26 protein-coding genes and 3 tRNA genes are annotated in these 23,932 nt (G+C 63.0%); 11 read left to right on the forward strand and 18 right to left on the reverse strand.

Annotation, left to right across the window (positions count from 1 at the left end):
* Positions 1-6: 6 nt before the first annotated feature.
* Positions 7-411, reverse strand: a complete 405-nt coding sequence (locus QM672_RS06300; RefSeq protein WP_311934824.1) for a thiol-disulfide oxidoreductase DCC family protein — start codon at positions 409-411, stop codon at positions 7-9.
* A complete protein-coding gene (locus tag QM672_RS06305) occupies positions 401-1,258 on the reverse strand; it encodes a 5'-nucleotidase, lipoprotein e(P4) family (protein ID WP_311934825.1) in 858 nt (285 codons plus the stop codon). The genes QM672_RS06300 and QM672_RS06305 overlap by 11 nt, the downstream gene beginning before the upstream one ends.
* Before the next feature lie 490 nt (positions 1,259-1,748).
* Between QM672_RS06305 and rnr the strand changes: the two genes are divergently transcribed.
* The 5 genes from rnr (at position 1,749) to QM672_RS06330 (ending at position 6,228) form a co-directional block, all read left to right on the forward strand.
* Positions 1,749-4,064 carry a ribonuclease R gene (rnr, locus tag QM672_RS06310; protein WP_415081331.1) on the forward strand — a complete coding sequence of 772 codons (2,316 nt, stop codon included), beginning with the start codon at positions 1,749-1,751 and terminating at the stop codon, positions 4,062-4,064.
* Complete coding sequence (locus QM672_RS06315) at positions 4,061-4,468, forward strand: DUF983 domain-containing protein (protein ID WP_311934827.1); 408 nt, start codon at positions 4,061-4,063, stop codon at positions 4,466-4,468. The genes rnr and QM672_RS06315 overlap by 4 nt, the downstream gene beginning before the upstream one ends.
* Before the next feature lie 23 nt (positions 4,469-4,491).
* A complete protein-coding gene (locus QM672_RS06320) occupies positions 4,492-5,205 on the forward strand; it encodes an NUDIX hydrolase (RefSeq protein WP_415081333.1) in 714 nt (237 codons plus the stop codon).
* A 171-nt stretch (positions 5,206-5,376) separates the two neighbouring features.
* On the forward strand, positions 5,377-5,544 hold the full coding sequence (gene rpmG, locus QM672_RS06325) for a 50S ribosomal protein L33 (RefSeq protein WP_068297055.1): 168 nt from the start codon (positions 5,377-5,379) through the stop codon (positions 5,542-5,544).
* A gap of 75 nt (positions 5,545-5,619) precedes the next feature.
* Complete coding sequence (locus QM672_RS06330; RefSeq protein ID WP_311934829.1) at positions 5,620-6,228, forward strand: MFS transporter; 609 nt, start codon at positions 5,620-5,622, stop codon at positions 6,226-6,228.
* 14 nt (positions 6,229-6,242) lie between these two features.
* On the opposite strand, the gene rpe is transcribed toward QM672_RS06330, so the two are convergent.
* From rpe to QM672_RS06370, 8 genes are all read right to left on the reverse strand, one after another.
* Positions 6,243-6,926 carry a ribulose-phosphate 3-epimerase gene (gene rpe, locus QM672_RS06335; RefSeq protein WP_311934830.1) on the reverse strand — a complete coding sequence of 228 codons (684 nt, stop codon included), beginning with the start codon at positions 6,924-6,926 and terminating at the stop codon, positions 6,243-6,245.
* A 29-nt stretch (positions 6,927-6,955) separates the two neighbouring features.
* Complete coding sequence (gene cbbX / locus QM672_RS06340) at positions 6,956-7,900, reverse strand: CbbX protein (protein ID WP_394308786.1); 945 nt, start codon at positions 7,898-7,900, stop codon at positions 6,956-6,958.
* Between the two features lie 195 nt (positions 7,901-8,095).
* Positions 8,096-8,518 (reverse strand): ribulose bisphosphate carboxylase small subunit, encoded by a 423-nt coding sequence (locus QM672_RS06345; RefSeq protein ID WP_311934832.1) that lies wholly within the window; start codon positions 8,516-8,518, stop codon positions 8,096-8,098.
* A gap of 13 nt (positions 8,519-8,531) precedes the next feature.
* Positions 8,532-9,992 (reverse strand): form I ribulose bisphosphate carboxylase large subunit, encoded by a 1,461-nt coding sequence (locus QM672_RS06350; protein ID WP_311934833.1) that lies wholly within the window; start codon positions 9,990-9,992, stop codon positions 8,532-8,534.
* 88 nt (positions 9,993-10,080) lie between these two features.
* Positions 10,081-11,163, reverse strand: coding sequence for a class II fructose-bisphosphate aldolase (fba, locus tag QM672_RS06355; RefSeq protein ID WP_415081338.1), 1,083 nt, complete (start codon positions 11,161-11,163; stop codon positions 10,081-10,083).
* A gap of 48 nt (positions 11,164-11,211) precedes the next feature.
* Complete coding sequence (gene tkt, locus QM672_RS06360) at positions 11,212-13,236, reverse strand: transketolase (protein WP_415081340.1); 2,025 nt, start codon at positions 13,234-13,236, stop codon at positions 11,212-11,214.
* A 74-nt stretch (positions 13,237-13,310) separates the two neighbouring features.
* Entirely contained in the window at positions 13,311-14,186 is an 876-nt protein-coding gene (locus tag QM672_RS06365) for a phosphoribulokinase (protein ID WP_311934836.1), read from the reverse strand.
* Between the two features lie 14 nt (positions 14,187-14,200).
* A complete protein-coding gene (locus tag QM672_RS06370; protein WP_311934837.1) occupies positions 14,201-15,262 on the reverse strand; it encodes a class 1 fructose-bisphosphatase in 1,062 nt (353 codons plus the stop codon).
* A gap of 126 nt (positions 15,263-15,388) precedes the next feature.
* Between QM672_RS06370 and QM672_RS06375 the strand changes: the two genes are divergently transcribed.
* Positions 15,389-16,324: a LysR family transcriptional regulator gene (locus tag QM672_RS06375; protein ID WP_311934838.1), complete on the forward strand. Its 936-nt coding sequence runs from the start codon at positions 15,389-15,391 to the stop codon at positions 16,322-16,324.
* A gap of 51 nt (positions 16,325-16,375) precedes the next feature.
* On the opposite strand, the gene QM672_RS06380 is transcribed toward QM672_RS06375, so the two are convergent.
* Entirely contained in the window at positions 16,376-16,744 is a 369-nt protein-coding gene (locus QM672_RS06380) for a response regulator (protein ID WP_068297025.1), read from the reverse strand.
* Here QM672_RS06380 and QM672_RS06385 point away from each other — a divergent pair.
* The 3 genes from QM672_RS06385 to QM672_RS06395 all read left to right on the forward strand — a co-directional run bounded on the left by QM672_RS06385 (position 16,743) and on the right by QM672_RS06395 (position 18,524).
* Positions 16,743-16,871, forward strand: coding sequence for a hypothetical protein (locus tag QM672_RS06385; RefSeq protein WP_311934839.1), 129 nt, complete (start codon positions 16,743-16,745; stop codon positions 16,869-16,871). The genes QM672_RS06380 and QM672_RS06385 overlap by 2 nt on opposite strands.
* A 91-nt stretch (positions 16,872-16,962) precedes the next feature.
* On the forward strand, positions 16,963-17,256 hold the full coding sequence (locus QM672_RS06390) for a DUF3572 domain-containing protein (protein ID WP_311934840.1): 294 nt from the start codon (positions 16,963-16,965) through the stop codon (positions 17,254-17,256).
* Positions 17,256-18,524, forward strand: coding sequence for a DNA polymerase IV (locus QM672_RS06395; RefSeq protein ID WP_415081344.1), 1,269 nt, complete (start codon positions 17,256-17,258; stop codon positions 18,522-18,524). Before QM672_RS06390 ends, QM672_RS06395 begins: the two co-directional genes overlap by 1 nt.
* Before the next feature lie 76 nt (positions 18,525-18,600).
* On the opposite strand, the gene QM672_RS06400 is transcribed toward QM672_RS06395, so the two are convergent.
* The 7 genes from QM672_RS06400 to QM672_RS06430 form a co-directional block, all read right to left on the reverse strand.
* On the reverse strand, positions 18,601-20,301 hold the full coding sequence (locus tag QM672_RS06400) for an ArnT family glycosyltransferase (protein WP_415081346.1): 1,701 nt from the start codon (positions 20,299-20,301) through the stop codon (positions 18,601-18,603).
* 94 nt (positions 20,302-20,395) lie between these two features.
* Positions 20,396-20,472: transfer RNA gene (locus QM672_RS06405), tRNA-Arg, on the reverse strand.
* A 23-nt stretch (positions 20,473-20,495) separates the two neighbouring features.
* Positions 20,496-20,801, reverse strand: a complete 306-nt coding sequence (locus tag QM672_RS06410) for an ETC complex I subunit (protein WP_311934843.1) — start codon at positions 20,799-20,801, stop codon at positions 20,496-20,498.
* 33 nt (positions 20,802-20,834) lie between these two features.
* Positions 20,835-20,911 (reverse strand) — tRNA-Pro (locus QM672_RS06415).
* Between the two features lie 95 nt (positions 20,912-21,006).
* Positions 21,007-21,426: a DUF192 domain-containing protein gene (locus tag QM672_RS06420; RefSeq protein WP_415081348.1), complete on the reverse strand. Its 420-nt coding sequence runs from the start codon at positions 21,424-21,426 to the stop codon at positions 21,007-21,009.
* A gap of 59 nt (positions 21,427-21,485) precedes the next feature.
* Positions 21,486-22,076 (reverse strand): cold-shock protein, encoded by a 591-nt coding sequence (locus QM672_RS06425; RefSeq protein WP_105864580.1) that lies wholly within the window; start codon positions 22,074-22,076, stop codon positions 21,486-21,488.
* A gap of 171 nt (positions 22,077-22,247) precedes the next feature.
* Positions 22,248-23,024, reverse strand: a complete 777-nt coding sequence (locus tag QM672_RS06430) for an SIR2 family NAD-dependent protein deacylase (RefSeq protein ID WP_415081351.1) — start codon at positions 23,022-23,024, stop codon at positions 22,248-22,250.
* Between the two features lie 34 nt (positions 23,025-23,058).
* Between QM672_RS06430 and QM672_RS06435 the strand changes: the two genes are divergently transcribed.
* On the forward strand, positions 23,059-23,499 hold the full coding sequence (locus QM672_RS06435; RefSeq protein WP_311934845.1) for a VOC family protein: 441 nt from the start codon (positions 23,059-23,061) through the stop codon (positions 23,497-23,499).
* Positions 23,500-23,614: 115 nt separating this feature from the next.
* Positions 23,615-23,689, forward strand: a tRNA-Glu gene (locus tag QM672_RS06440).
* Positions 23,690-23,932: the final 243 nt, after the last annotated feature.

The following is a 23,932-nucleotide window of genomic DNA, read 5'->3' on the forward strand; positions in this document are numbered from 1 at the left end:
GGTCCGCTACCACCGCCCGTGGCGCTTGTTCCAGGCAAACAGCAAGTCCGCGAAGCGGTCATAGGCGAAGCAGGTCAGCGTGTGGATCCCCGGTGCACCGAGCAGGCCGGCGATCCAGGCCTGTCCCGGCGTGCGCCGCCAGATGGCCAGAGCGACGTCGGCGCCGACCAGCAGACGGCCCTCCTCGTCCGTCGCATGCAGGCGTCGCCTGATATCGTCGAGGCTGGCGCCGAAACGCACGAGGGCATCCGGTTCGAGATTGATGTCCAGAAACTCGATGCGTCCGGCCTTGACCGCTTCCACGAGCCGGTTGCGTTGATGCCGGATGCCGGCATCGCAGACCGGGCATCTGGTGTTGTACCAGACCGTGAGGGGACGGGCGCCGCCGGCTTTTACAATCTCACTGGCCATCCCAGCTCTTCAGCGCCTCGATCTTGAGCTTGCGCTGCTCGTCAGCCGAAAGCTCGTAATTGCTCTTGTAGGGCGCGGATTCGAACGAGCCATAGGTCGGATTGGCGATCACGATCCAGTCATGTCCCCAATGGGACGCATTGTCTGCAAAGACCTTGTCGCGCTCTTCCGGCGTTCCCTTATAGGCATCGGTGAAGTCCCCGAGATTATCGCCGACCAGCAGCAGGATGCGATAATCCTTGGCAATCACGGCCCGCCTTGTGCCCTTGGCCGACTTCCAGTCCGGCTGCTCCTTGGCGCTGAGGAAGGTGTCGACATTGCCGCCATCGGGGAAGCCGAGCTTGGTCATCAACTGCACCGTCGGTTCTTCCTCCTCCTTTGTGCGGTTGGTGACGTAGAAGACTTTCACCCCCTTCGAGGCCGCATATTGGGTGAATTCAACCGCGCCGGGAATGACGGTATCGACTTGCGCCTTGACATATTTCGTCCAGGTCTCCGGCGTGAACCGTGTCCCCGCCTTGACGTTCCAGGCCTGGTAGTTGGAGGTGTTCAGCAAGGTGTCGTCGACATCGAGGACGATCGCCGGCGGATGATCCTTGAAATCGCCGGTCTGCTCGACGGGCGCGGCCGTCCAAGCGGGGTCGGCCAGGGCCTGGTCGAGCCTGATCTTCGCCAGGGCGAACATGGCCGTCGCATTGGCCTTGGCTTCCACGGCGGTCTGATCCCACAGCACGGCATTGAGATTGTCGTCGGGCTTGGCGCTGTCCTGCGCCTGGGCCGGAGCAGGTATGCCCGAAGCCGCGACAAGCGTCGATGAGAGGTAAAGTCCGATCAGTGCACCACGCATACCGTACTCCCGGTTTGGACCCGCAAAACAGAAACGATATCATCGCTCCCCGGTGGGTCAACGCGGCATGTTCTCGAGGACACGCGGCTAGAATGCTGCAACGCAGCATTTTCGTTGACAAACCAAGCATGGGGACTTATATGGCTCCATGTCCGGTTCGATCGAACCGTCCCTCCGTCCGCCAGTGCCTGTGGATCGCTCGAGGGTTTTGGACAGTCTGTCCCGGCACGTTGAGTTTCCTGCCGTTCCGCGTTTTGCCAAACATGGCTCTGCCGCGCTGTGGGATCCATCCGGATCGCCGCGCAGAGCGCTTCGACAATCTCTTCCTTCGACAGACAGAGCTGCCAATCGCGCAGGACGTTGCGGAAATGCGCGATGTCCACGATTGGCTTCGACAAATACCCCATGCGTTGGTCTATGATGACACCGGATCCACTGCCCGCTTTCCCCGGGCATGCCGGGCCGCCAACGCCAATTCGGAATAATTTCTGTGGTTCGTAAAAACAAACAAGCCGAGGCATTGGAACCCGCCCTGCCCAGCCGCGAAGACATCCTCGCTTTCATCGCCCGGTCGCATGGCCGCGCCGGCAAACGGGAGATCGCCCGTGAATTCGGCCTGGGCGGGGCCGAGAAGATCGCCCTCAAACATCTGCTCAACGAATTTGCCGACGAAGGTGTGGTGCAGCGCAGCCGCAAGGGCTTCAATGCGCCCGGCGCCCTGCCCTCATCCCTCGTCGCCGACATCACCGGCCGTGACCGCGATGGCGAACTCGTCGCCATGCCTTCGGACTGGAACGAGGACAATGGCAAGCCGCCACGCATCGTGGTGACCGTTCCCAAGCGCTTCGGCGGGGCTGCCCCCGGTGTTGGCTCCCGGGTTCTGCTGCGCATGGCCGACGGCAGCTCGGATCATCAGCCGACCGGGCGGGTGATCAAGGTGCTGGAGCGGCTGCGCCAGCGTATTCTCGGCGTCTTCCGCCGCCTTCCAAACGGCGAAGGCCAGATCGTTCCGATCGAGAAGCGCAATGCCGGGCGCGAAATGCTCGTGCGTCCCGACGATGCCGCAAAGGCGGAAGATGGCGAACTCGTCGCCATCGAGCCCCTGCGTGGCGCCCGCCATGGCCCGCCCATGGCGCGCATCGTCGAGCGCGTCGGCAAGGTTGGCAGCGAGAAAGCGATCAGCCTGATTGCCATCCATGCCCATGATATTCCCTATGTCTTCCGCAAGGACACGCTGGAGGAGGCGGAGGCGGCCAAGCCGGCGACGATGTCCGGTCGCGAAGACTGGCGGCGCCTGCCGCTAATCACCATCGACCCGGCCGATGCCAAGGATCACGACGACGCCGTCCATGCCGAGCCGGATCCCGATCCGGCCAATCCAGGCGGTCATATCCTGACCGTGGCGATCGCCGATGTCGCCGCCTATGTCAGGCCGGATTCGCCCCTCGATCGTGAAGCCTTGATCCGGGGCAATTCGGTGTATTTCCCCGACCGCGTCGTACCGATGCTGCCGGAACGCATCTCCAACGACCTGTGCTCGCTGCGGGCCAACGAGGACAGGCCGGCGCTGGCCGTGCGCATGATCATCGCCGCTGATGGGCGCAAGCTGCGCCACAGCTTCCATCGCGTGATGATGCGCTCGGCCGCCAAGCTCTCCTACCAGCAGGCCCAGCGCGCCATCAACGGCGATACCGACGAAGTCACGGGCCCGTTGCTCGCTCCTGTGCTCCAGCCTTTGTGGGCCGCCTATGCCTGCCTCAGGACGGAGCGTGACAGCCGCGGGCCGCTCGATCTCGATCTGCCGGAGCGCAAGATCCTCTTGAAGCCCAACGGCATGGTCGACCGGGTCGTCGTTCCCGAGCGCCTCGACGCCCACCGGCTGATCGAGGAGTTCATGATCCTTGCCAATGTGGCGGCTGCCGAGACGCTGGAAGCCAAGAAGACGCCGCTGGTCTACCGCGTGCATGACGAGCCTTCGATGGAGAAGATCATCGCCCTGCGCGAGTTCCTCCACACGCTCGACATCCCGCTCTCCAAGCAGGGAGCGCTCAGGCCGAGCCAGTTCAACACCATCCTGGGAAGAGTCGCAGGCACCGATAACGCTCATCTCGTCAACGACGTGGTGCTGCGCTCGCAGAGCCAGGCCGAATATTCAGCCGACAATATCGGGCATTTCGGCCTGAACCTGCGCCGATATGCGCATTTCACCTCGCCGATCCGCCGCTATTCGGACCTGATCGTGCATCGCGCCCTGATCCGGGCCCTGCATCTGGGCGATGACGGCCTGCCGACGGAAATGACGCCTGCCATGCTGAGCGAGATCGCCGGCAAGATCTCGGCCTGCGAGCGACGCGCCATGACGGCCGAGCGCGAGACCATCGACCGCCTGATCGCCCATTTCCTCGCCGATCACGTCGGCGAGATCTTCCAGGGCCGCGTGTCCGGCGTGATCAAGTCGGGCCTGTTCGTCAAGCTCCTCGAAACCGGCGCCGACGGCTTCGTGCCCGCCGCGACGATCGGTCACGACTATTATCGCTTCGAAGAGAACGCGCATCAGCTTATCGGTGCAGCCACGGGTGAATCCTTCCAGCTTGGCGACACGGTGTCGGTGAAGCTGGTGGAGGCGGCGCCCTTTGCCGGTGCGCTGCGCTTCGAGATCGTCTCGGACGGCCAGCGGCGCCGCGCGCCCAGCCGAAAGGTCGGCGTGGTCAAGCGGCCGCGCATCACCGATCGCAAGGGCAATGCGGCCAAACGCAAGGCCAAGGCGCTCAAAGGCAAGCGCGCCGGGAAGGGAAGTCGGCGATGAACGAATATCGGCCCGAGCAGCGCGATGCGGCCCTCGCCATGCGGCGGGGCGCCTTCGGGCGTTGCCCCAATTGCGGCAAGGGCAAGATCTTCACCTCCTATCTCAAGGTCGCTCCTCGCTGCAGTGTCTGCGGGGAGGATCTGTCGCATCACCGTGCCGACGACGCTCCGCCCTATTTCACCATGCTGATCGTCGGCCACATCGTGGTTGCAGGCATCCTCACCTGCGTGATCGAGACGGAGATGCCGCTCTGGTCGCTCGGCGTGATCTTCGGTACGCTGACCATCGTGCTGTCGCTGGTCCTGCTGCCGATGATCAAGGGCGCCATCATCGGGCTGCAATGGGCGAATCGCATGCATGGTTTTTCCGGCAAGCCGGATCCCGATACGCTTTCTCCGTACTGAGCCATTTCCTTCTTGCTGAACCGATGTCCGAAATCCCGTCCTCGCCCTCCAAACCCCGTCCCGTCCGGCCCCGCGATGCCGCTTCGCTGATCCTGCTCGATCGCACCGGCAAGACGCCGCGCGTCCTGATGGGAAGGCGGCATGCCGGTCATGCCTTCATGCCCGGCGTGATGGTGTTTCCCGGCGGGCGCGTCGAACCGGCCGATCGCAGCATGAGCGCCTATGGCACGCTGGCCGCCCATACCGAACGCGGCTTGCTCACGCGTGTCGTCAGCCCTTCCCCGGCCAAGGCCAGGGCACTGGCCCTGTGCGCGATCCGGGAAACCTTCGAGGAAACCGGCATCCTGCTCGGCGAAAAAGGGCTCGGTGCTCCCGCCACCAGCAGCGAGCACTGGCGCGCCTTTGCCGAACACGAGGTGTTCCCCTCGCCCGAAAGCCTGCATTTCGTCGCCCGCGCCATCACGCCGCCGGCGATGAAGCGCCGATTCGACACGCGCTTCTTCGTGGCCGATGCGAACTCCATCGCGCACCGGACCGAAGGCGTCGTGGGGCCCGACTCGGAGCTGATCGAGACGAAATGGCTCTCCTTCGACGAAGCCCGGGCGGAAGATCTGGTCTGGATCACCCGCACCATTCTCGAGGAAGTCGCCAAGAGACTGGAAATCGGCCTGGAGAAGGATGTCCCCGTGCCCTTCTATCGTGAGCAACGGGGGGTGCGGAGCCGGGAGGAGATCTAGGAGAGGCACGAATGGCCATCATGGCCGCACAATTCCAGCCGGCATGCGCTTCTTTTGGTTGACTTCGGCTCTTCCATGAGTAGTGTGCGCCAAGATTCAAAAGGGCCGCGCCATTGCGCGGCTTTGCTGCCTTAGCCGATACGGTCCGGTAGCAATATTCGGAGCATCACCATGGCCAAGGCCGCCACCATCAAGATCAAGCTGCTTTCGACGGCAGACACGGGCTACTTCTATGTCACCAAGAAGAACACCCGTACCAAGACCGAAAAGCTCGCAATGAAGAAGTACGACCCCGTCGCGCGCAAGCACGTCGAGTTCAAGGAAACCAAGATCAAGTAAGATCGGTTTCCGGATCGGAATCAAGGGCGCCTTCGGGGCGCCCTTTGTTTTTGCAAGGTTCGTGGGAGGTTACAGATGTCGATATCCGGCGAAACTCGCGGGCCCTCGCGCGGTTTGCAGTTCTTCATCCTCGCCTGCACCCTCCTGGTCGTCGGCTTCGGTTCCGGCGCCGCCACGGTCAGCCTCTCGGCCATCCTTCAGGAATTCGCGCTCTCCTACGCGCTCATAGGCGCCGTCACCTCCGGCGTTTTCCTGTTCCTCATCGTATTCCTCGCACTGGGCGGACGCCTGCGGGCGGTGGTCGGTGACAAACCCTTCTTGTTGACCGCAACGTCCGTCTTCGTGATTGGCGAAACGCTGGGGGGACTTGCTCCCGATTTTTCCGTCTGGGCCATCGGCCGCCTGCTTCAGGGAGCCGCGACCGGCAGCCTTCTTTCCGTCAGCCTTGCTTTTGCGGCCGACAATGCGCGACGCCAGTGGCGGAGCGATGCCATAAGCATCTTGCTCGCCCTCTATTTCCTCGGCGCCGCAGTGGGTCCCGGCGTGGCAGGCTATGTCACGGCGTTCTATAGCTGGCGCGACATTGCCTTCGCTTCGGCAGCTCTCGGCGTGATCGTGCTCATCCTGCAGGCTGCGTTCGTCACCACGCCCAGGCGGGCGGAAATCGAGACCGTTTTTGACTGAGCCGCATCCTGCCGCTACGCCGCCTTGCGGACATGGTCTTCCGCTGCTTCGCGGATGGCCGCGATATTGCCGGCATAATTTGCAGCCCCGCCCCGGAACACGGCCGATCCTGCCACGAGGGTATCGGCGCCGGCCGCGGCTACCAGGGCTGCCGTCTCGGGGTTGACGCCGCCATCGACCTCGAGACGGATCGGCCTTGTACCGATCATCGCCCGGATGCGCCGGATCTTGTCGAGCTGCGAGGTGATGAAGGCCTGCCCGCCAAAACCCGGATTGACCGTCATCACCAGGATGAGGTCGAGACGGTCGAGCACATAATCCAGCACGCTTTCCGGCGTCGCCGGGCAGATCGTCGCCCCCGCCTTGCAGCCCAGCGAGCGGATCGCCTGCAGCGAGCGATCGAGATGAGGGCCGGATTCGGCATGCACGGTGATGATGTCGGCACCAGCCTTGGCAAAGGCTTCCAGATAGGGATCGGCCGGCTTGATCATCAGATGCACGTCGAAGGGCTTCTTCGTGTAGGGCCTGACGGCCTTGATGACATCGGGCCCGAAGGTGATGTTGGGCACGAAATGCCCGTCCATCACATCGCAATGGATCCAGTCCGCCCCGCTCTCGTCGATAGCCTTGATCTCCTCGCCCAGCCGCGCGAAATCGGCCGACAGGATGGAGGGCGCGATCACGATCGGTTCTGCCATGATGATCTTCCTTTCCCTTGCAATCTTGGTCAGGCGCCTCCGCCATCGGGCTGTGCGCCCTTGGCGAAGACGCGGCTCGCCAGAACATCGGCCGCTTCGATGGTCATGATGTCGTCCGCAGTCAGCCTGCGGTCGAGGTCGTCGACAAGCCGGCTCGCCTGGCGTAGGCGGATGCGGTCGAGGGCATTGCGGATGGAGCGCGCATTGGAGAACAAGGGCTGGGTCTTGCGCAACTCGATGTAGCGGATGAACGCCGCCCGCGCCTGCGCATCGAAGCGGTAATTGCGCTCCTGCAGCATCAGCTCGGCAATCGACAGCAGTTCGCCTTCCTCATAATCGGGAAAATCGATGTGATGGGCGACCCGCGAGCGGAAGCCGGGATTGCTGGCGAAGAATTTCTGCATCCGATCTTCGTAACCGGCCAGGATCACCACCAGATCGTCGCGCTGCGTCTCCATCACCTGCAGCAGGATCTCGATGGATTCCTGGCCGTAGTCGCGCTCATTCTCGGGGCGGTAGAGGTAATAGGCCTCATCGATGAACAGCACGCCGCCCATCGCCTTCTTGAGGATCTCCTTGGTCTTCGGTGCGGTGTGACCGATATACTGGCCGACGAGATCGTCCCGCGTCACCGAAACCAGATGTCCACGCCGCACGAAGCCGAGGCGATGCAGGATGTCGGCCATGCGCAGGGCTACCGTGGTCTTGCCGGTACCGGGATTGCCGGTGAAGGACATGTGCAGGGTCGGCGGATCATTCGCCAGGCCGATCTTCTGCCGGATGCGCTCGATCATGAGAAGCGAAGCGATCTCGCGGATGCGCGTCTTCACCGGCTTGAGGCCGACCAGTTCGCGATCGAGCTGGGCGAAGACATCGGCAATGCCGACCGCCTCGAACTCCTGCCTGAGATCGATGGTCTCAGCTGCCGGCGTACCGGTCTCGGCGGCCACTTTCACGGTGTTTGCATCGAGCATGGTGATCCTCGCCGATAAAGACTCCGCCGCCCCAGGGGCGACGGAGCAAGTTGTCCGGCTGGTCGCCAGAGACGGGAGGCACTGCCGTCATCAGCCGGACTGGGAACGACTAGACATAGAGCCGGTGGGCGCCGCGCTTACCCTCCCCTGGAGGGGGAAGGTAACGAGACTGTCCACTTCCGCCCAAATCCGAGCCTATGAGCCGTAGCGCTGGCCTTCCGGCCGGTCCGCGGCATAGCTGTGGGTGGTGTAGCGGATGTTGCGTCCGACGCTTTCCTGACGTTCGAGGCGGAAGCCGGGCTCGTCCTTCGGGCGATTGACGATGAAGGAGATACGCACCGACTCCCAGCCATGCGTGGAATCGAAGCCCGAGATGCGGATATAGCGATCGCCATAGACGCGCCGGCATTCGGCCAGTTCCATCATCACGCCCGCCGCATCGCGCAAGTCGAACATCGGCAGGCCCCACATCTCCCAATAGGTGTTGCGGGGATGGGGATCGTCGGTGAACTCGATGTTCACCGCCCAGCCCTGTTCCAGGCAATATTGCACCTGCCGGCCGATCTGCTCGTCGGTGAGATCGGGCAGGAAGGAAAAACACCCTTGTGTGATACGCATCGTCTTTCTCCCTTCAGGCGGTGACGGCGACGGTGGGCACGAAGTCCGGCGTGTCGGTGGATTCGTAGTTGAAGGTGACGTCCTTCCACACCTCGAGCGCCTGCTTGAGCGGGGTACAGCTATTGGCCGCCCTGGCCAGGATTTCCGGGCCCTCATGCAGGTAGTCGCGCCCTTCGTTGCGGGCGAGGATCATTGCTTCCAGCGCCACGCGGTTGGCCGTGGCGCCGGCGGCGATTCCCTGAGGGTGGCCGATGGTGCCGCCGCCGAATTGCAGCACCACGTCCTCGCCGAGCAGGTGCAGAAGCTGGTGCATCTGGCCGGCATGGATGCCGCCGGACGCCACCGGCATCAGCTTGTTGAGGCTGGCCCAGTGCTGGTCGAAGAAGACACCATGTTCGAGGTTGGTCGGATTGAAGTCCTCGCGGCAGATATCGTAATAGCCGCGCGTGGTATTCGGGTCGCCTTCGAGCTTGCCGACCACGGTGCCGGCATGGATATGGTCGACGCCGGCGAGCCGCATCCATTTGGCGATGACGCGGAACGACACGCCATGGCTCTTCTGGCGCGTATAGGTGCTGTGGCCGGCCCGGTGCAGATGCAGGATCATGTCGTTGCGGCGCGCCCAGGCCGCCATCGACTGGATCGCGGTATAGCCGATCACCAGGTCGATCATCACGATGTTGGAGCCGATCTCCCGGGCGAAATCGGCCCGCTCATACATCTGCTCCATCGTGCCGGCGGTAACGTTGAGATAGGTCCCCTTGATCTCGCCGGACGCGGCCTGTGCCTTGTTCACGGCTTCCATGCAATAGAGGAAGCGCTCGCGCCAATGCATGAAGGGCTGCGAGTTGATGTTCTCGTCATCCTTGGTGAAATCGAGCCCCCCCTTCAGCGCCTCGTAGACGACGCGTCCATAGTTGCGGCCCGACAGGCCGAGCTTGGGCTTGACGGTGGCCCCTAGCAGCGGCCGGCCGAACTTGTCGAGCCGCTCGCGCTCGACCACGATGCCGGTCGCCGGTCCCTGGAAGGTCTTCACATAGGCCACGGGGAAGCGCATGTCTTCCAGGCGCAGCGCCTTCAAGGGCTTGAAGCCGAAGACATTGCCGATGATCGAGGCCGAGAGATTGGCGATCGAACCCGGCTCGAACAAATCGAGGTCGTAGGCGATATAGGCGAAGTACTGGCCAGGCGCGTTCGGCACCGGATCGACCCTGTAGCACTTGGCCCGGTATTTTTCCGCTGCCGTCAGCCGGTCCGTCCACACCACCGTCCAGGTGGCGGTGGAGGATTCACCCGCCACGGCCGCCGAGGCCTCAATAGGATCGACACCGTCCTGGGGGGTTACCCGAAACAGCGCGATGACGTCCGTGTCCTTGGGTTCGTAGTCGGGCTCCCAATAGCCCATCTTCTTGTATTCCATCGTGCCGGACCGGTAGCGATCCTTGCCGCGGACGGTTTGCGTATTCACATTCATCTCGTCCTCCTTGATTGGGTGGATTGCGCCAGTCCCTGGTCTCGACGCGTCCTTGCGAGCTTGATGAGCCCTTGCATCGCAAAGCGCCTCAGGCTGCGGCCGCCAGGCCTTCAACTTTCGGTTCCAGGCTGCCGGCGCGATAGCGCCGGGCCATTTCGGGCAGCGGAACGACCTTGATCCGCGAGGCGTGTCCCGCCGTGCCAAACGCCTCGAAACGTTCGCGGCAGAGGGTTTTCAGCCCTTCCATGGCAGGCTTGAGGAATTTGCGTGGATCGAACTCGCTGCGGTTCTCGCTGGCGACCTTGCGGAAGGCTGCGGTCATGGCGAGCCGGCAATCGGTATCGATATTGACCTTGCGCACGCCATGCCGAATGCCCCGGACGATCTCCTCGACCGGCACGCCCCAGGTCTGCGGCATCTCCCCGCCAAAGGCGTTGAACATGTCCTGCAACTCCTGCGGCACCGAGGAGGAACCGTGCATGACCAGATGCACACCGGGCATGCGACGATGGATTTCCTCGATCACATGCATGGCCAGGATGTCGCCATCGGGCTTGCGGCTGAATTTGTAGGCACCATGCGAGGTACCCATCGCGATAGCCAGGGCATCGACCCTGGTGGCCCGCACGAAATCCACCGCCTGATCGGGATCGGTGAGCAACTGGTCATCGCTGACTTCGCCGATGACGCCGTGGCCATCCTCCTGCTCACCTCCGCCCTGCTCGAGCGAACCGAGCACACCGAGTTCCCCCTCGACGGAAGCACCGACCCAATGGGCGAGATCGACGACACGGCGGGTGATCGCGACATTGTAGTCGTAACTTGCCGGTGTCTTGGCGTCGGCCTCGAGCGAGCCATCCATCATCACGGAGGTGAAACCGTAGCGCAGCGCCGTCGCGCAGGTCGCCTCCTCATTGCCGTGGTCGAGATGCAGGCAGAGGGGAATCTGCGGATACATCTCCTCCAGGGCCTCGACCATCTTCGCCAGCATGATGTCGTTGGCATAGGAGCGCGCGCCTCGAGAGGCCTGCAGGATCACGGGCGCATCGACGGCTGCCGCAGCCTCCATGATGCCGAGGGCCTGCTCCATATTGTTGATGTTGAAGGCTGGCACGCCATAGCCATGCTCGGCAGCGTCATCCAGCAATTGCCTGAGGGTGATACGGGCCATGCTGCCCTCCGTTTCAAATGCGACTTTTGAAATTTACAGACTGACAAACTATTCGGCTGGCCTGGACACGAGCCGGCGCGCGACCTCTGTGATGACGGTGGCGGTGATGCCGAACTCCCGGTAGAGGTCGCCGGCCGGCGCCGAGGCGCCGAAGCCTGTCATGCCGATGAAGACGCCGTCCGCCCCGAGCAGGCGCGGCCAATCACCTTCGACCGCCGCCTCCACGCCGATGCGCGGAGCCGTTCCCAAGACCGCCTGGCGATAGATCGGCCCCTGCCGTCGGAAGAGCTCGAAGCAGGGTGCCGACACCACGGCGGCGCGAATGCCCTCCTTCGCCAGGAGTTCGGCCGCCTCCACGGCGATCGAAACCTCCGAGCCCGTGGCGATCAAGGTAACGTCACGCACCCCTGGCGGCTCGACCAGGACATAGGCGCCGAGCGCGACCCCATTCACGCCGCAGTCGGAACGCAGCGTCGGCAGCGCCTGGCGCGACAGGCAGAGCACGGAAGGCTGCCTTTCGGCCGTCAACGCGCACTCCCAGGCCTCGGCGGTCTCGACGGCATCCGCTGGCCGGAACACCAGAAGGTTGGGAATGGCCCGCAACGCCGCCAGATGCTCCACGGGCTGGTGGGTCGGGCCGTCCTCGCCGAGACCGATGGAATCATGCGTCATCACATGGATCACGCGTAGCCCCATCAGGGCCGCCAACCGGATCGCCGGTCGCGAATAGTCGGCAAAGGCCAGGAAGGTACCGCCAAAGGGGATGAAGCCGCCATGCAGGGCGATGCCGTTCATCGCCGCGGCCATGCCGAACTCGCGCACGCCGTAATGGATGTAGCCGCCGGAGAAATCCTCGGCCTGGACCGGTTGCAATCCCTTTGCCTGGGTGAGGTTGGAATGGGTGAGGTCGGCTGAGCCTCCCAGGAGATTGGGCTGAGCGGCAACGATCGCATTGATGACCTGCTGGGAAGCCTGCCGCGTGGCGATCGTCGGGCATTCGCTGGCAAAGCGCTGACGGATATCGGCCAAGGCACGCTTCAGTTCAGCACCCACTTTGCCTTTGAGGGCTTCGTCGAACTGCCGCCTCTCGGCCTCGCCGACATCGCGCAGCCTCTGCTGCCAGGCTTCGTGCTCAGCCTTGCCGCGGGCACCCACGGCCAGCCAGGCCTCGCGGATCTCGGACGGAACCTCGAAGGGCTCGTATGGCCAGCCGAGGGCCTCGCGCGCCGCCTGGTTCTCCTCGGCACCGAGCGGCGCACCATGCACCTTTTCGGTGCCCTGCCGGTTGGGCGCACCGAAGCCGATGATGGTCCGGCAGGCGATGAGCGAGGGCCGTTCCGTCGCCCGTTCCTCGGCGATCGCCTTGGCCACGGCCTCGCGGTCATGGCCGTCGACCCGGCGCGCCGACCAGCCGGAAGCCGCAAAGCGCGCGAGTTGGTCGTCCGAGCAGGAGAGCGAGGTGGCCCCGTCGATCGAGATCTCGTTGTCGTCGAACAGCACGATCAGCTTGCCGAGCTTGAGATGGCCGGCCAGCGAAATCGCCTCGTGACTGATCCCTTCCATCAGGCAGCCATCGCCGGCGATGACATAGGTATGGTGGTCGACGAGATCGTCTCCGAAGCGGGCGTTGGCGAGGCGCTCGGCCAAGGCCATGCCGACGGCCGTCGCCAATCCCTGCCCGAGCGGGCCCGTCGTGGTCTCCACGCCTTGCGTGTGGCCATATTCGGGATGTCCCGGCGTCCTGGAGCCCCATTGCCGGAAGGACTTCAGCTCCTCCAGCGTGAGTTCGGGGTAGCCGGTGAGATGCAGGAGGCCATAGAGCAACATCGAGCCATGTCCAGCCGAGAGCACGAAGCGGTCCCGATCCGGCCAAGCCGCGTCCGACGGATCGAACTTCAGGAAGCGGGAGAACAGCACGGTGGCGACGTCGGCCATGCCCATGGGCATGCCGGGATGGCCGGACTTGGCCTTCTCCACGGCATCAATGGCCAGGAAGCGCAGGGCATTGGCCATGTCGCGATGCGGCACCGAGGTCTCGAAAGTGGCTGATGGTGTCGAGATATTCACGGGCATGTCCTCCCATTCCGCTGCCCTGGGCAGACGGTGGTGTGGTTCACGGAAAGGCTCTGTGTCTTGTGGGCGCGCTGTCAGGCAGCGCGTTTCTTGCGTTCGACCAGCTGCAGGATCAGCGGCGTCAGGATGAGCTGCATGGCCAGATCCAGCTTGGAGCCGTGGATGACGATGGAGTTGGCCCGCGACATGAAACTGTTGGGGATCATCGACAGCAGATAGGGAAAATCGATCCCCCGCGGCACCTGAAAGCGGATCACCACCATCGACTCATCCGGCGTCGGGATCCAGCGCGCGATGAAGGGGTTGGAGGTATCCACCGTCGGCACGCGCTGGAAATTGATGTCGGTATGGGTGAATTGCGGGCAGATATAATTCACATAGTCCGGCATGCGCCGCAGGATGGTGTCGGTCACCGCTTCGGTCGAATAACCCCGCGTGCTACGGTCGCGATGCAGCTTCTGGATCCACTCGAGATTGATCACCGGCACGACGCCGATCTTGAGATCGGCATATTTGGCAACGTCGACCTCGTCGGTCACCACCGCTCCATGCAGCCCTTCATAGAAGAGCAGGTCGGTGCCTGAGGGCAGCGGCTTCCAGGGCGTGAACGTGCCGGGCGGGGCCCCGTAGAGAATCTCCTCCTCGTCATCATGGACATAGTGGCGCGTGGTGCCGGTTCCATGGTTGCCATAGTCGCGGAACAGTGCCTCCAGCTCCGCGAACAGATTGGTTTCCGGGCTGAAATGGCTGAAATGTTTGTTACCTCTGGCCGCCTCATCCGCCATGTGGGCCCGCATCTCTGCCCTGTCATAGCGATGAAAGGAATCGCCCTCGACATAGGCCGCCTCGATGTTCTCCCTGCGGAAGATCTGCTCGAAGGTCCGCTTGACCGAGGTCGTGCCGGCGCCGGACGAGCCGGTAATGGAAATGATCGGATGCTTGATCGACATGGTATTCCCCGAGCTCAAACGCGGAAGAGGCCGCGATTGGCGAACAAGGGCGCCGAGGTCGGCGGCCACAAGCCCGGCCTGTTATGCAGCGTTTCCAAACGAGCGACCTTGTTGGTGGCCCCGAGGATCAGCGGTACACGCTGATGCAGCGAGGTCGCGCGGATATCGAGAATACGGATACGGCCATTCGACCCCGCCCCTCCCGCCCTCTCCATCAGGAAAGCCATGGGATAGGCTTCGTAGATCAGTCGCAGGCGCCCCTGCCCGTAGCCGCTCCTGGCGTCGGCCGGGTAGAGATAGATGCCGCCTCGGGTGAGAGCCCGGAACGTGTCGGCCACCAGTGCCCCGTGCCAGCGCATGTTGTGGTCGCGCCCTGACGGACCATCGGCGCCAGCCTGGCATTCGTCGATGAAAGCCCGCACCGGCTCCTCCCAATGCCGGTAATTGGAGGCATTGATCGAATATTCCGGCTGGTCCTGGTCCGGCAGGCGGACATTGGCCTGGGTCAGGCGGAAGTGGCCGCTGCGACGGTCGAGCGTGAAAATGTCCACCTCCTCGCCGAGCGAAAGCACCAAGGTCGTCTGCGGGCCGTAGATGACGAAGCCCGCGGCAAGCTGGCTGGTGCCTGCCGGCCAGACCAGGGTGCGGTCGGCCGCCGATGCCAGCACGAACTCATCCGGTGTCGGCATGATGGAAAAGATCGTGCCCACGGGCATGTTGAGCTCGAGATTGCCGGAGCCGTCGACCGGATCGATGGCGACACAGAGAGGCTGGCTCGCATCCCAGATCTCCAGTTCGTCGACTTCCTCCGAGGCGAAGGCCGCAATCGCGCAGACCTTCAGAGCTTCCCGGAACTGGCGGTCGGCCCAGACGTCCATATCCTTCTGTTCGTCTCCGCCGGCGTTGTGGCCACGGGCCTCCTCGACGATCTCGGCGAGGGTCCCCAGCGACACTGCCTCCGACACGCGGATGGCCGCCGCGGCGAGGCTGGCGACGACTTCGGCAACCGCAACCCTGAGCATGTCACTGCCAGCGTGGCGGGTGAGATAGGCGTCCAGAGTCGGCTTGTCGGTCATCGGCATTCTCCCCCGGATGACGCCTCCTGCGAGGCATCGTCATTTCGCGATCTTTCGAGGAGCTTGACCGAAAATAGAAAATAATCGAAATTTTGTTTTCTTCGCCTTTGCAAAAGTTTTCCTTATATGGCCGTTCGCCTGCGAGACATCACCCGTCGGCAGCTGCGTGCCCTCGCCGCCATCGCGTCGAGCGGCTCGGTGACGTCGGCCGCCAAGGCCCTGCACCTCACCCAACCGGCGGTGACATTGCAGCTGCGCAATCTGCAGGACCTTGCCGACCTGCCCTTGCTGCAACGGACCGGCGACGGCATGATCCTCACCGATGCCGGCGTCGAGATGCTGCAATTGCACAGCCGTATCGAGGCAGCCATTGCCGATTGCGAAGCGACACTGGGCATCATCTCCGGGAAAACTGCCGGACGTGTCTCGATCGGGGCCGTCAGTACCGCCAAGTACTTCGTCCCCTTCATCATCGCGGCCTTCTCGCGCGCGCATCCTCGGATCGAAGTGACATTGTCGATCGGCAATCGCGCTGAAATCATGCAGGCCTTACGCGACTACAAGCTCGACGTCGCCATCACCGGCCGCCCGCCGCCCGACATCGAGGTCGAGAAGCACCTGATCGGCCAGAACCCGCATGTCATCATCGCATCGCACACTCACTGGCTGGCCAAGGAGCGAGGCCTTGCCGCAGTCGATTTGTCGCATGAGACCTTCCTCACGCGCGAGCCCGGATCGGGCACGCGCATGCTGATGGAACGCCTGTTCGAGCAGACGGAACTTGCGCCCCATATCGGCATGGAGTTCGACTCGAACGAGACGATCAAGCAGAGTGTGATCGCCGATCTCGGCATCGCCTTCCTTTCGGCCCATACGGTTGCGACCGAACTGGAAGACGGACGCCTGGTGACCTTGGACGTGGCAGGCCTGCCGGTGACGCGGCAATGGTTCGTGGTACGCCGGGTCGACAAGGTGCTGCTCCCCCCGGCCCAGGAAGCGCTCGATTTCATTGCCAGGGAGGCGTCTCAATACCTGCCGCGCCCGCCCCTCAGCCACGACTGACACAACGAGAACTTCTGGGATCCAGGCATCCCTCGATGCCCCTCAAGATCGCTACTCTCCCAGGAAACCGCGCACCGTTTCCAGGAACTTCGCCACCGAGATCGGCTTCGACAGATAGGCCTCGCACCCGCCCTGGCGGATGCGTTCCTCGTCGCCCTTCATGGCGAAAGCGGTGATGGCGACCACCGGGATCGATTTCAGCTCATCGTCATCCTTGAGCCATCGTGTCACCTCGAGGCCCGAAACCTCCGGCAGCTGGATATCCATCAGAATCAGGTCGGGACGATGCTCGCGCGCCAGGTTCATCACATTGATGCCACTGCGGGTTTCCACGATGTCGTAGCCGTTGGCTTCCAACAGATCATGGAAGAGCTTCATGTTGAGCTCGTTATCTTCCACGATCAGGACTTTCTTGGCCATGAAGACCCTCGTCTGCGCCAAAGCATCTTTCGATCCGGCACAATCGCCGGGAATCGCAAAGACGCGTCAATACAAAGAGTTAGAACAAGGAAGCGTTTTCAGCAAAACGCACTTTGCTCTAGAATGAACCGCGGATATCGGGGCTGCGAATCTGTTTTCAACCACGCCCGCTTACCGGCATGTTGTTAGCAGTCAGTCCTTACCAAACGGGAAATCAAATGTTCAGGCAAACCGCCGGGCAGGCAGCTCAAAAGCAACGTGCCGAAGAAATCGCGACGGCGGCTCTCGGCTTCATTGCTGCCAATGAAGATCGACTCAATGGTTTCTTCATGGCAACCGGCCTGTCACCCGAGGAGATTCGCAGTGCCGCAGCCAAGCCTGGATTTCTAGCTTCGGTGCTGCAGCACGTCCTCTCGGATGAAGAGAGTGCTGCCGGCTTTGCCGCGGAAAATGGCCTCTCCCCCGAAGACCTGCAACGGGCGGCGTTCCAGCTCGGCCTTCGTTGGGATTGATGAGCGCGCTCTGCCGAGACTGTCTTGGCGAGGCTGGCGAGGCGGATCGCTGCCCTGCCTGCCGCTCGCCCCGCATCATCCGGCATCGGCAACTCGAGCGCCTCACGATCGCCCATGTCGACTGCGATGCCTTCTACGCCACCATCGAGAAGCGCGACGATCCTTCGCTGGCCGACAAGCCGGTCATCGTCGGCGGCGCCAAGCGCGGCGTAGTCTCAACCGCCTGCTACATCGCCCGCACCTATGGGGTCCGTTCGGCCATGCCGATGTTCCAGGCACTCAAGCTCTGCCCGGACGCGGTGGTCGTCAGGCCTAATATGGAGAAATATGTCGAGGTCGGCCGCCAGGTCCGCGACATGATGCTGGCGCTGACGCCGCTGGTCGAGCCGCTTTCGATCGACGAAGCCTTTCTCGACCTCAGCGGCACGGACCGCCTGCACCATGCCAGCCCGGCGCGCACGCTGCTGCGCTTTGCCAACCAGGTCGAGAAGGAACTGAGGATCACCGTCTCCATCGGGCTCTCCGCCAACAAATTCCTGGCCAAGACGGCCTCCGATCTGGAAAAGCCTCGCGGCTTTGCCGTGCTCTCGCCCGAGGAGGCACCGGACTTTCTCGCCCCGCGCCCGATCTCCTTCATCTGGGGCGTCGGCAAGGCCGGGGCAGCCCGTTACGAAAAGGACGGGCTTCGCACGATCGCCGATCTGCAGAAGGCCGGAGAACTGCCTCTGATGCGGCGCTACGGCGTCGAAGGACAGCGGCTTGCCCGCCTCGCCTTTGGCCGCGATGCCCGCAGGGTCGACCCAGAGGGCGACCGCAAATCCGTCTCGGCCGAGACCACCTTCGATCATGATCTTGCCAGCGGTGAAAGCCTGCTGCCGATTCTCTGGCAATTGTCGGAAAAGGTGTCGTCCCGGCTGAAGAAATCCGCCATTGCCGGCTCGACCGTGACGTTGAAGCTGAAATCGGCCGATTTTCGTCTCCGCACTCGCGCCCAGAGCCTGCATGAACCGACACGCCTGGCTACCCGCATCTTCGAAACCGGCAAGAAACTGTTGGCGAAGGAGACGGATGGCACCCAATATCGCCTGATCGGCATCGGGGTCACCGGCCTCGCCGATCTGGCCGATGCCGATCACGGCGATCTCGCCGACCCCAACGCCAAACGCCTGGTCGCGACCGAAAACGCCATCGATGCCGTCCGGGCGAAGTTCGGCAAGACCGCCATGCAAAAGGGCATCGCCTTCAAGCCCGACAAAAGCGAGACCTAGAGCATCGTACCGAAAAGTGGGCGCCGCCTTTCGGCAAAAGCGATGCGACAACAATGACCTACAGCCGCAGGCAACGCTATGGGCTGCGATAGACGCCGATATCCAGCTTCTTGCCGCCGTTGATGTTGATTCCCGCAACCCTGGAAACCGGATCAGCCTTTGTGCCGTTCGCAGCGAGGCGGGCCAGAAACGCAGGCTCGAAACGCTTGTCGACAAAGGCGACCCGGCAGGCGCCCTGCCCCAGGAAATCCGCTGCGCCTTCGGGGCTGGGCATATCCAGATCCGTCCCGGCCAGGAAGACCAAACTGGGCTCGCGGAAGCCAACGCTCGCGGCTGCAACATGCGGGCATTGCGACGTCTGTGCCGCCGCGGCCAGGCGCGGGCTGATGGCCATGGCCTGCAGTTTGGGAATGGCACCGGCATAGATGCCCCAATAGAGCAACAGGCTGGTGGCGAGACAGGCCAGAACGGCCTCGGCGCCTCTGTCCTCTCCCAGCCGCCGCCAGGCCAACCATGCCGCCGCTATCGCCAGGATGGCAAAGGGCAGTGTCAGCCAGGCAATCTCCCGCTGATAGAACCACACCGCGCCGACCGCGACGACGGCCAACACCAGCGCCAGGAAGGGAATGAGCCCCGCCACGATGCGAGCCCACAGGCTTCGCGAGAGTCCATCGTCGCAAACAGCCGCAGCGATCAGGATGGCGATCGCCGGATAGACCGGCAGGACGTAGTGCGGCAGCTTGGTGGGGAAGAATTCGAAGACGAGCCAGAACGGCACCAACCAGGCCAGCAGGAAGACCACCGATGCGGTTCGGCGCTGCCGCCAGATCCATGGCACGGCCAGGGCGGCCAGCGGCGCGAAGGGCCAGAACGTGCCCCAGAAGACGGCGAGATAGGTCCCGGGCCAGCCGCCATGGGATTCCTGGGCACCCGCCACCTTGTTCAGCATGTCCTTGCCGACCGATTCCTGCAGGAAGGCACCCTTGGTCTGGATCATGATGGCGATGAACCAGGGCGACACCAGGACGAGAGTGAAGAGGATGCCCCAAAGCCAGCGCAGGTTTCCGAGCCAGCGCCAGTCACGCGTGGCAGCCACCGTACCGGCAATGGTCAAGGCCACGAGAAGGGCTCCGATCGGCCCCTTGATCAGGATGGACGCCGCCATGCCGATCCAGAACACGGCCGGCAGGCTCAAGCCCACCGGCAAGGGATCGCCACGCCGGGAGGCCATGAAGAAGCGGGCCAGCACACCCACCATCGCCATCACCGTCAAAAGCTGGGTCGCGTCCGTCTTGGCCAGGCGCGCTTCGACGCCAAGCAGCAGGCAGCCGGCCATCATCAGTCCTGCCAGCAGGGCCGCGCGGCGGCCCACGAGCGGAATGGCAGTCCACCAGGTCAGCAGCACCGCACCGATCGCGGCAATCAGCGAGGGAATGCGATAGAGCCAGATCGTGGTGCGCGCCTCTGGAACTCCAAGGCTCTCCCCCAGGCTGACGGCAGCCGTCTGCAGCCAGTAAATGCCGACCGGCTTCTTGAGCCTGGCCTCGTCCTGGAAGCGGATACTGACGAAATCGCCGCTCTCCAGCATCTGCTTGGAGGCCTGTGCGAAGCGCGGCTCGTCCCGATCCATCGGCGGCAGACCGGTGAAGCCGGGTGCGAGGGCCAGGAAGGTTACGAGCAGGAGCGTTGCAAGCGCGAGCAGGTTGGAACCAGCCAGCCGATCGACCATACGAACCGGCCCGTGGGCGGCGGCAGGTGCTTCGGATAAGGCGGCCATGCTAACCTCCACCGGTCTCGCCGATCTTCGATAAGGAACGAAGACCGCCGTGCGCTGCCTATTGCCCAGGCCCATGGCCGGTTGTCCAGCGGGATGGCGACCCCAGCAGGGCTCGAACCTGCGACCTAGCGCTTAGAAGGCGCTCGCTCTATCCAGCTGAGCTATGGGGCCAGTCCAAAGCCGGACGCAAACGCTCAATGGGTCCACTGACCGATGCGCGAAACCTTGAAGTTGTCCGAATAGGATACGATCTTCGTCGTCGCCTCTTGCGGCTCGAAGATCTGATAGGCGATGCCGTTGCGGGTGGCGTAGGCGATGGCCTCTTCCTTGGTCGCGAAACGCAGCTTGACCTGCTGCTTCATGTCGCCCGAGGAGGTCCAGCCCATCAGCGGCTCGACCGAGCGCGGCTCCTCCGGCTCGAACTCCAGGAGCCAGTCCTTCGTCTTCGCCGAACCGGACTGCATGGCCGTACGTGCCGGCTTGTAGATTCTCGCTGTCATCGTTCGCCGTCCGCCTTTCGTCTCATCCGTCGCTGGTCGGGGCAGCAGGATTCGAACCTGCGACCTATAGTACCCAAAACTATCGCGCTACCAGGCTGCGCCATACCCCGTTCAGGACGAATGTGAGCTTACTAAGGGGCCTCGCAGAGAACCGCAAGGGTCTGGGCGCTCCGATTTCAAAAAGTTGTATGACTGCGTCAGCTCGTCAAGGCTTGAAGATCGGATAGCTCACCTTGTCGCCGGGCTTGATGCCCAGCTTGTCCGCCGTTCCGGCCACCACTTCCAAAACCGCCAGCACCGGTGCGCCGGACATGATCGTACGCGTCGACAAGGGCTCGGCACGCTTCTCGATGCGCTGGATCGTGCCGTCCCCGCGAATGAAGATCATGTCGAGCGAAACATAGGTATTCTCCATCCAGAACGAAGCGATGCGCTCCGCCGCGAATGGAAAGAGCATGCCTTTGTCCGGCTCCAGGCTGCGCCTGAACATCATGCCGCGCCGCTGTTCGTCCTCGGTCCGCATGACTTCGACCTGGAAGTCGCGCTGACCACCTGTGGTGGCAATCGACAAGGGTTCGAACACGCCGTCCTCGGCCGGTGAGGCCGAAAGACCGGCAATACTCACAAATAACGCGAGAACAGTAGTATAAACTATTGAAAGAAGAGGGTTCTTGCGCATTCTCGTCAATGGGACTGAGGACCAGACGGACCATCCGCAAGCTTGAGCTCGGCAGCCATCAGCCCTTTGGGTCCCGTGCCGAAGCGTACCATCAGGATCTGACCGGGCTTGAGGTCCATGATGCCGAACCGCCGCAAGGTCTCCATATGGACGAAGATATCCGGCGTGCCGTCTCCCCGCGAGACGAAACCGAAACCGCGCAAGCGGTTGAACCATTTCACCGTCGTCGGCTCGAAACCGCCGGTCGGCGTCACCTGCACATGGGTGCGCGCTGGCGGGAGCTGGGCGGGATGGACAGCGGTGGATTCGTCCATCGACAGGATGCGGAACACCTGCAGGCCCTTGGCGCGCTGCGTGGCCTCGACGACGACACGCGAGCCTTCAAAGGCCGCCTGGTAGCCGTCCCGACGCAAGACACTGACATGAAGCAGGATATCCTGGCCGCCATTGTCCGGAACGATGAACCCATAGCCCTTGGCAATGTCGAACCACTTGATGGTGCCGGCGACCTCCAGCAAGCCTGCCGGCCTCTCGTCCGGATGTCCCCCGGAGTCGCGAACTGGCTCGAACCTCGCTTCAAAATCGTTCGTACCCATCTACGCCATCCAACACATTGCCCACGGACTGGGCCGCCGCACGATTCTTGATGCTGCTACGATAACACCCCCAGGCTCAACGGAAAGCCCGAATTAACATTTTTGTGCCTCATCTTCATACAATCGCAAAACGTCCCTAAAATCGACGAACTCTCGATAAACCGGCCACATTTACAGGGTGAACCCCTCGAGTAAATCGCCGATCTCTCCCCTCAGCAGCAACTGGGCATAAGGGTCGCTCGGCGTCTCCTCCCGGTTGACGATCACCACGCGTGCGCCCTGGCGATGGGCAAGACGCGGCAGATCGGCAGCCGGATAGACGACCAAGGACGAGCCGACGACCACGAAAAGATCGCAGGTCTTGGCGAGTTCCGTAGCCCGTCGCATCGCCGCCTCCGGCATGGGCTGCCCGAAAGATATCGTCGCCGTCTTGATGAAACCGCCGCAATCATCGCAGCGCGGCGCCTGCCCGCTCGCCAGGAACGGTCCCCGCAAGGCTGCAATCTCATAGCGCCTGGCGCAGTCGAGGCATGTCGCATAGGTGGTGTTGCCGTGCACTTCCACCACGGCATCGGCAGGAATGCCCGAATCCTGGTGCAGATTATCGATATTCTGCGTGATCACCGCCGGGCATTTGCCCGCATGCACCCAGGAAGCGATCGTCTGATGGCCCCGCGTCGGTCGTGCCAGGCGGATCTCGTCATCCATGTCGAAACGCCGGCGCCAGCTCTCGCGCCGGGCCTCGTCGTCGGCCAGGAACTCATCGAAGGGAATCGGCTTCATCCGGCTCCAGCGGCCGCCGGGCGAACGGAAGTCCGGAATGCCGGCCTCGGTCGACAGCCCGGCGCCGGTAAAGGCGACGACGCGATCGGCTCGCGCCAGCATCTGCGCAAAGCGAAGAAGTTTTTCGCGATGCACGGCGTCCTTGTCGGCGGCGGCAATCGGCATTAGGCCTTACCTCCCCAATTGCGATGAGGATCCAATGAAATATTTGCACACCATGGTTCGCGTGCGCGACCTCGATGCCTCGCTCAAATTCTACGTCGACATCTTCGGCCTGGTCGAGGGCCGTCGCTATGAAAACGAGAAGGGTCGCTTCACCCTGGTCTTCCTGGTCGCCCCCGAGGATCTCGAAGCCTTCAGGGCCGGCAAGGCCCCTGCCCTCGAGCTGACCTACAACTGGGATACCGAAGACTACGGCAGCGCGCGCAATTTCGGCCACCTCGCCTATGAGGTCGACGACATCTATGCCTTCTGCGCCAAGCTGCAGCAGGCCGGCATCACCATCAATCGCCCGCCTCGTGACGGCCACATGGCCTTCGTGCGCTCCCCGGATCTGATCTCGATCGAGATCCTGCAGAAGGGCGATTCTCTGCCGCCGGCCGAGCCCTGGTCCTCGATGGCCAACACCGGCGTGTGGTGAAACGGGGCATTTTTGCCCCAAAACCGGCACCTAAAGCGCTCGGCACAACTAATTTCACAAAGGCGGCATATTCCTCTTGCCGCCTGCGATTCACCCCTCTATATGTCCGCCCGCCGCGCCCTTCGTCTATCGGTCAGGACGCCACCCTTTCACGGTGGAGAGAGGGGTTCGATTCCCCTAGGGCGCGCCACTCTCGAACAAAAGAGAGAACCGCAGGTGTAGAGCTTTCAAGCCCATCTGCTGCGCTTTTCGCCAATTTTGATTTCGACCCGCTGATCCGAATTTCGCTGTCGTCGACAGTGACGTCCTGCAGCACCAGTCGCACATAGGCTTGCCGAAGCTCATCTGAGCCACCGTGAAGCGCATCGCGAAGCAACACGGCGATTCTTTCCACCTTCTCCGGCGTCAGTTCGGGCCGCCCCGTTCCCACGCG

It is taken from the genome of Labrys sp. (in: a-proteobacteria), assembly GCF_047605565.1.
In the GTDB taxonomy this organism is placed as follows: domain Bacteria; phylum Pseudomonadota; class Alphaproteobacteria; order Rhizobiales; family Labraceae; genus Labrys; species Labrys neptuniae.

What these genes read in the sequence shown, in the direction of transcription:
- fba (WP_415081338.1), bottom strand. Translation starts at nt 11,163, where the DNA reads ATGGCCCGTATCACCCTCAGGCAATTGCTGGATGACGCTGCCGAGCAT.
- QM672_RS06380 (WP_068297025.1), bottom strand. Translation starts at nt 16,744, where the DNA reads ATGGCCAAGAAAGTCCTGATCGTGGAAGATAACGAGCTCAACATGAAG.
- QM672_RS06430 (WP_415081351.1), bottom strand. Translation starts at nt 23,024, where the DNA reads ATGCCGATTGCCGCCGCCGACAAGGACGCCGTGCATCGCGAAAAACTT.
- cbbX (WP_394308786.1), bottom strand. Translation starts at nt 7,900, where the DNA reads ATGCTCGATGCAAACACCGTGAAAGTGGCCGCCGAGACCGGTACGCCG.
- QM672_RS06395 (WP_415081344.1), top strand. Translation starts at nt 17,256, where the DNA reads ATGAGCGCGCTCTGCCGAGACTGTCTTGGCGAGGCTGGCGAGGCGGAT.
- QM672_RS06345 (WP_311934832.1), bottom strand. Translation starts at nt 8,518, where the DNA reads ATGCGTATCACACAAGGGTGTTTTTCCTTCCTGCCCGATCTCACCGAC.
- QM672_RS06305 (WP_311934825.1), bottom strand. Translation starts at nt 1,258, where the DNA reads ATGCGTGGTGCACTGATCGGACTTTACCTCTCATCGACGCTTGTCGCG.
- QM672_RS06330 (WP_311934829.1), top strand. Translation starts at nt 5,620, where the DNA reads ATGTCGATATCCGGCGAAACTCGCGGGCCCTCGCGCGGTTTGCAGTTC.
- QM672_RS06300 (WP_311934824.1), bottom strand. Translation starts at nt 411, where the DNA reads ATGGCCAGTGAGATTGTAAAAGCCGGCGGCGCCCGTCCCCTCACGGTC.
- QM672_RS06375 (WP_311934838.1), top strand. Translation starts at nt 15,389, where the DNA reads ATGGCCGTTCGCCTGCGAGACATCACCCGTCGGCAGCTGCGTGCCCTC.
- rpmG (WP_068297055.1), top strand. Translation starts at nt 5,377, where the DNA reads ATGGCCAAGGCCGCCACCATCAAGATCAAGCTGCTTTCGACGGCAGAC.
- QM672_RS06410 (WP_311934843.1), bottom strand. Translation starts at nt 20,801, where the DNA reads ATGACAGCGAGAATCTACAAGCCGGCACGTACGGCCATGCAGTCCGGT.
- tkt (WP_415081340.1), bottom strand. Translation starts at nt 13,236, where the DNA reads ATGCCCGTGAATATCTCGACACCATCAGCCACTTTCGAGACCTCGGTG.
- QM672_RS06365 (WP_311934836.1), bottom strand. Translation starts at nt 14,186, where the DNA reads ATGTCGATCAAGCATCCGATCATTTCCATTACCGGCTCGTCCGGCGCC.
- QM672_RS06320 (WP_415081333.1), top strand. Translation starts at nt 4,492, where the DNA reads ATGTCCGAAATCCCGTCCTCGCCCTCCAAACCCCGTCCCGTCCGGCCC.
- rpe (WP_311934830.1), bottom strand. Translation starts at nt 6,926, where the DNA reads ATGGCAGAACCGATCGTGATCGCGCCCTCCATCCTGTCGGCCGATTTC.
- QM672_RS06390 (WP_311934840.1), top strand. Translation starts at nt 16,963, where the DNA reads ATGTTCAGGCAAACCGCCGGGCAGGCAGCTCAAAAGCAACGTGCCGAA.
- QM672_RS06370 (WP_311934837.1), bottom strand. Translation starts at nt 15,262, where the DNA reads ATGACCGACAAGCCGACTCTGGACGCCTATCTCACCCGCCACGCTGGC.
- QM672_RS06350 (WP_311934833.1), bottom strand. Translation starts at nt 9,992, where the DNA reads ATGAATGTGAATACGCAAACCGTCCGCGGCAAGGATCGCTACCGGTCC.
- QM672_RS06315 (WP_311934827.1), top strand. Translation starts at nt 4,061, where the DNA reads ATGAACGAATATCGGCCCGAGCAGCGCGATGCGGCCCTCGCCATGCGG.
- QM672_RS06425 (WP_105864580.1), bottom strand. Translation starts at nt 22,076, where the DNA reads ATGGGTACGAACGATTTTGAAGCGAGGTTCGAGCCAGTTCGCGACTCC.
- QM672_RS06385 (WP_311934839.1), top strand. Translation starts at nt 16,743, where the DNA reads ATGAAGACCCTCGTCTGCGCCAAAGCATCTTTCGATCCGGCACAATCG.
- QM672_RS06435 (WP_311934845.1), top strand. Translation starts at nt 23,059, where the DNA reads ATGAAATATTTGCACACCATGGTTCGCGTGCGCGACCTCGATGCCTCG.
- QM672_RS06400 (WP_415081346.1), bottom strand. Translation starts at nt 20,301, where the DNA reads ATGGCCGCCTTATCCGAAGCACCTGCCGCCGCCCACGGGCCGGTTCGT.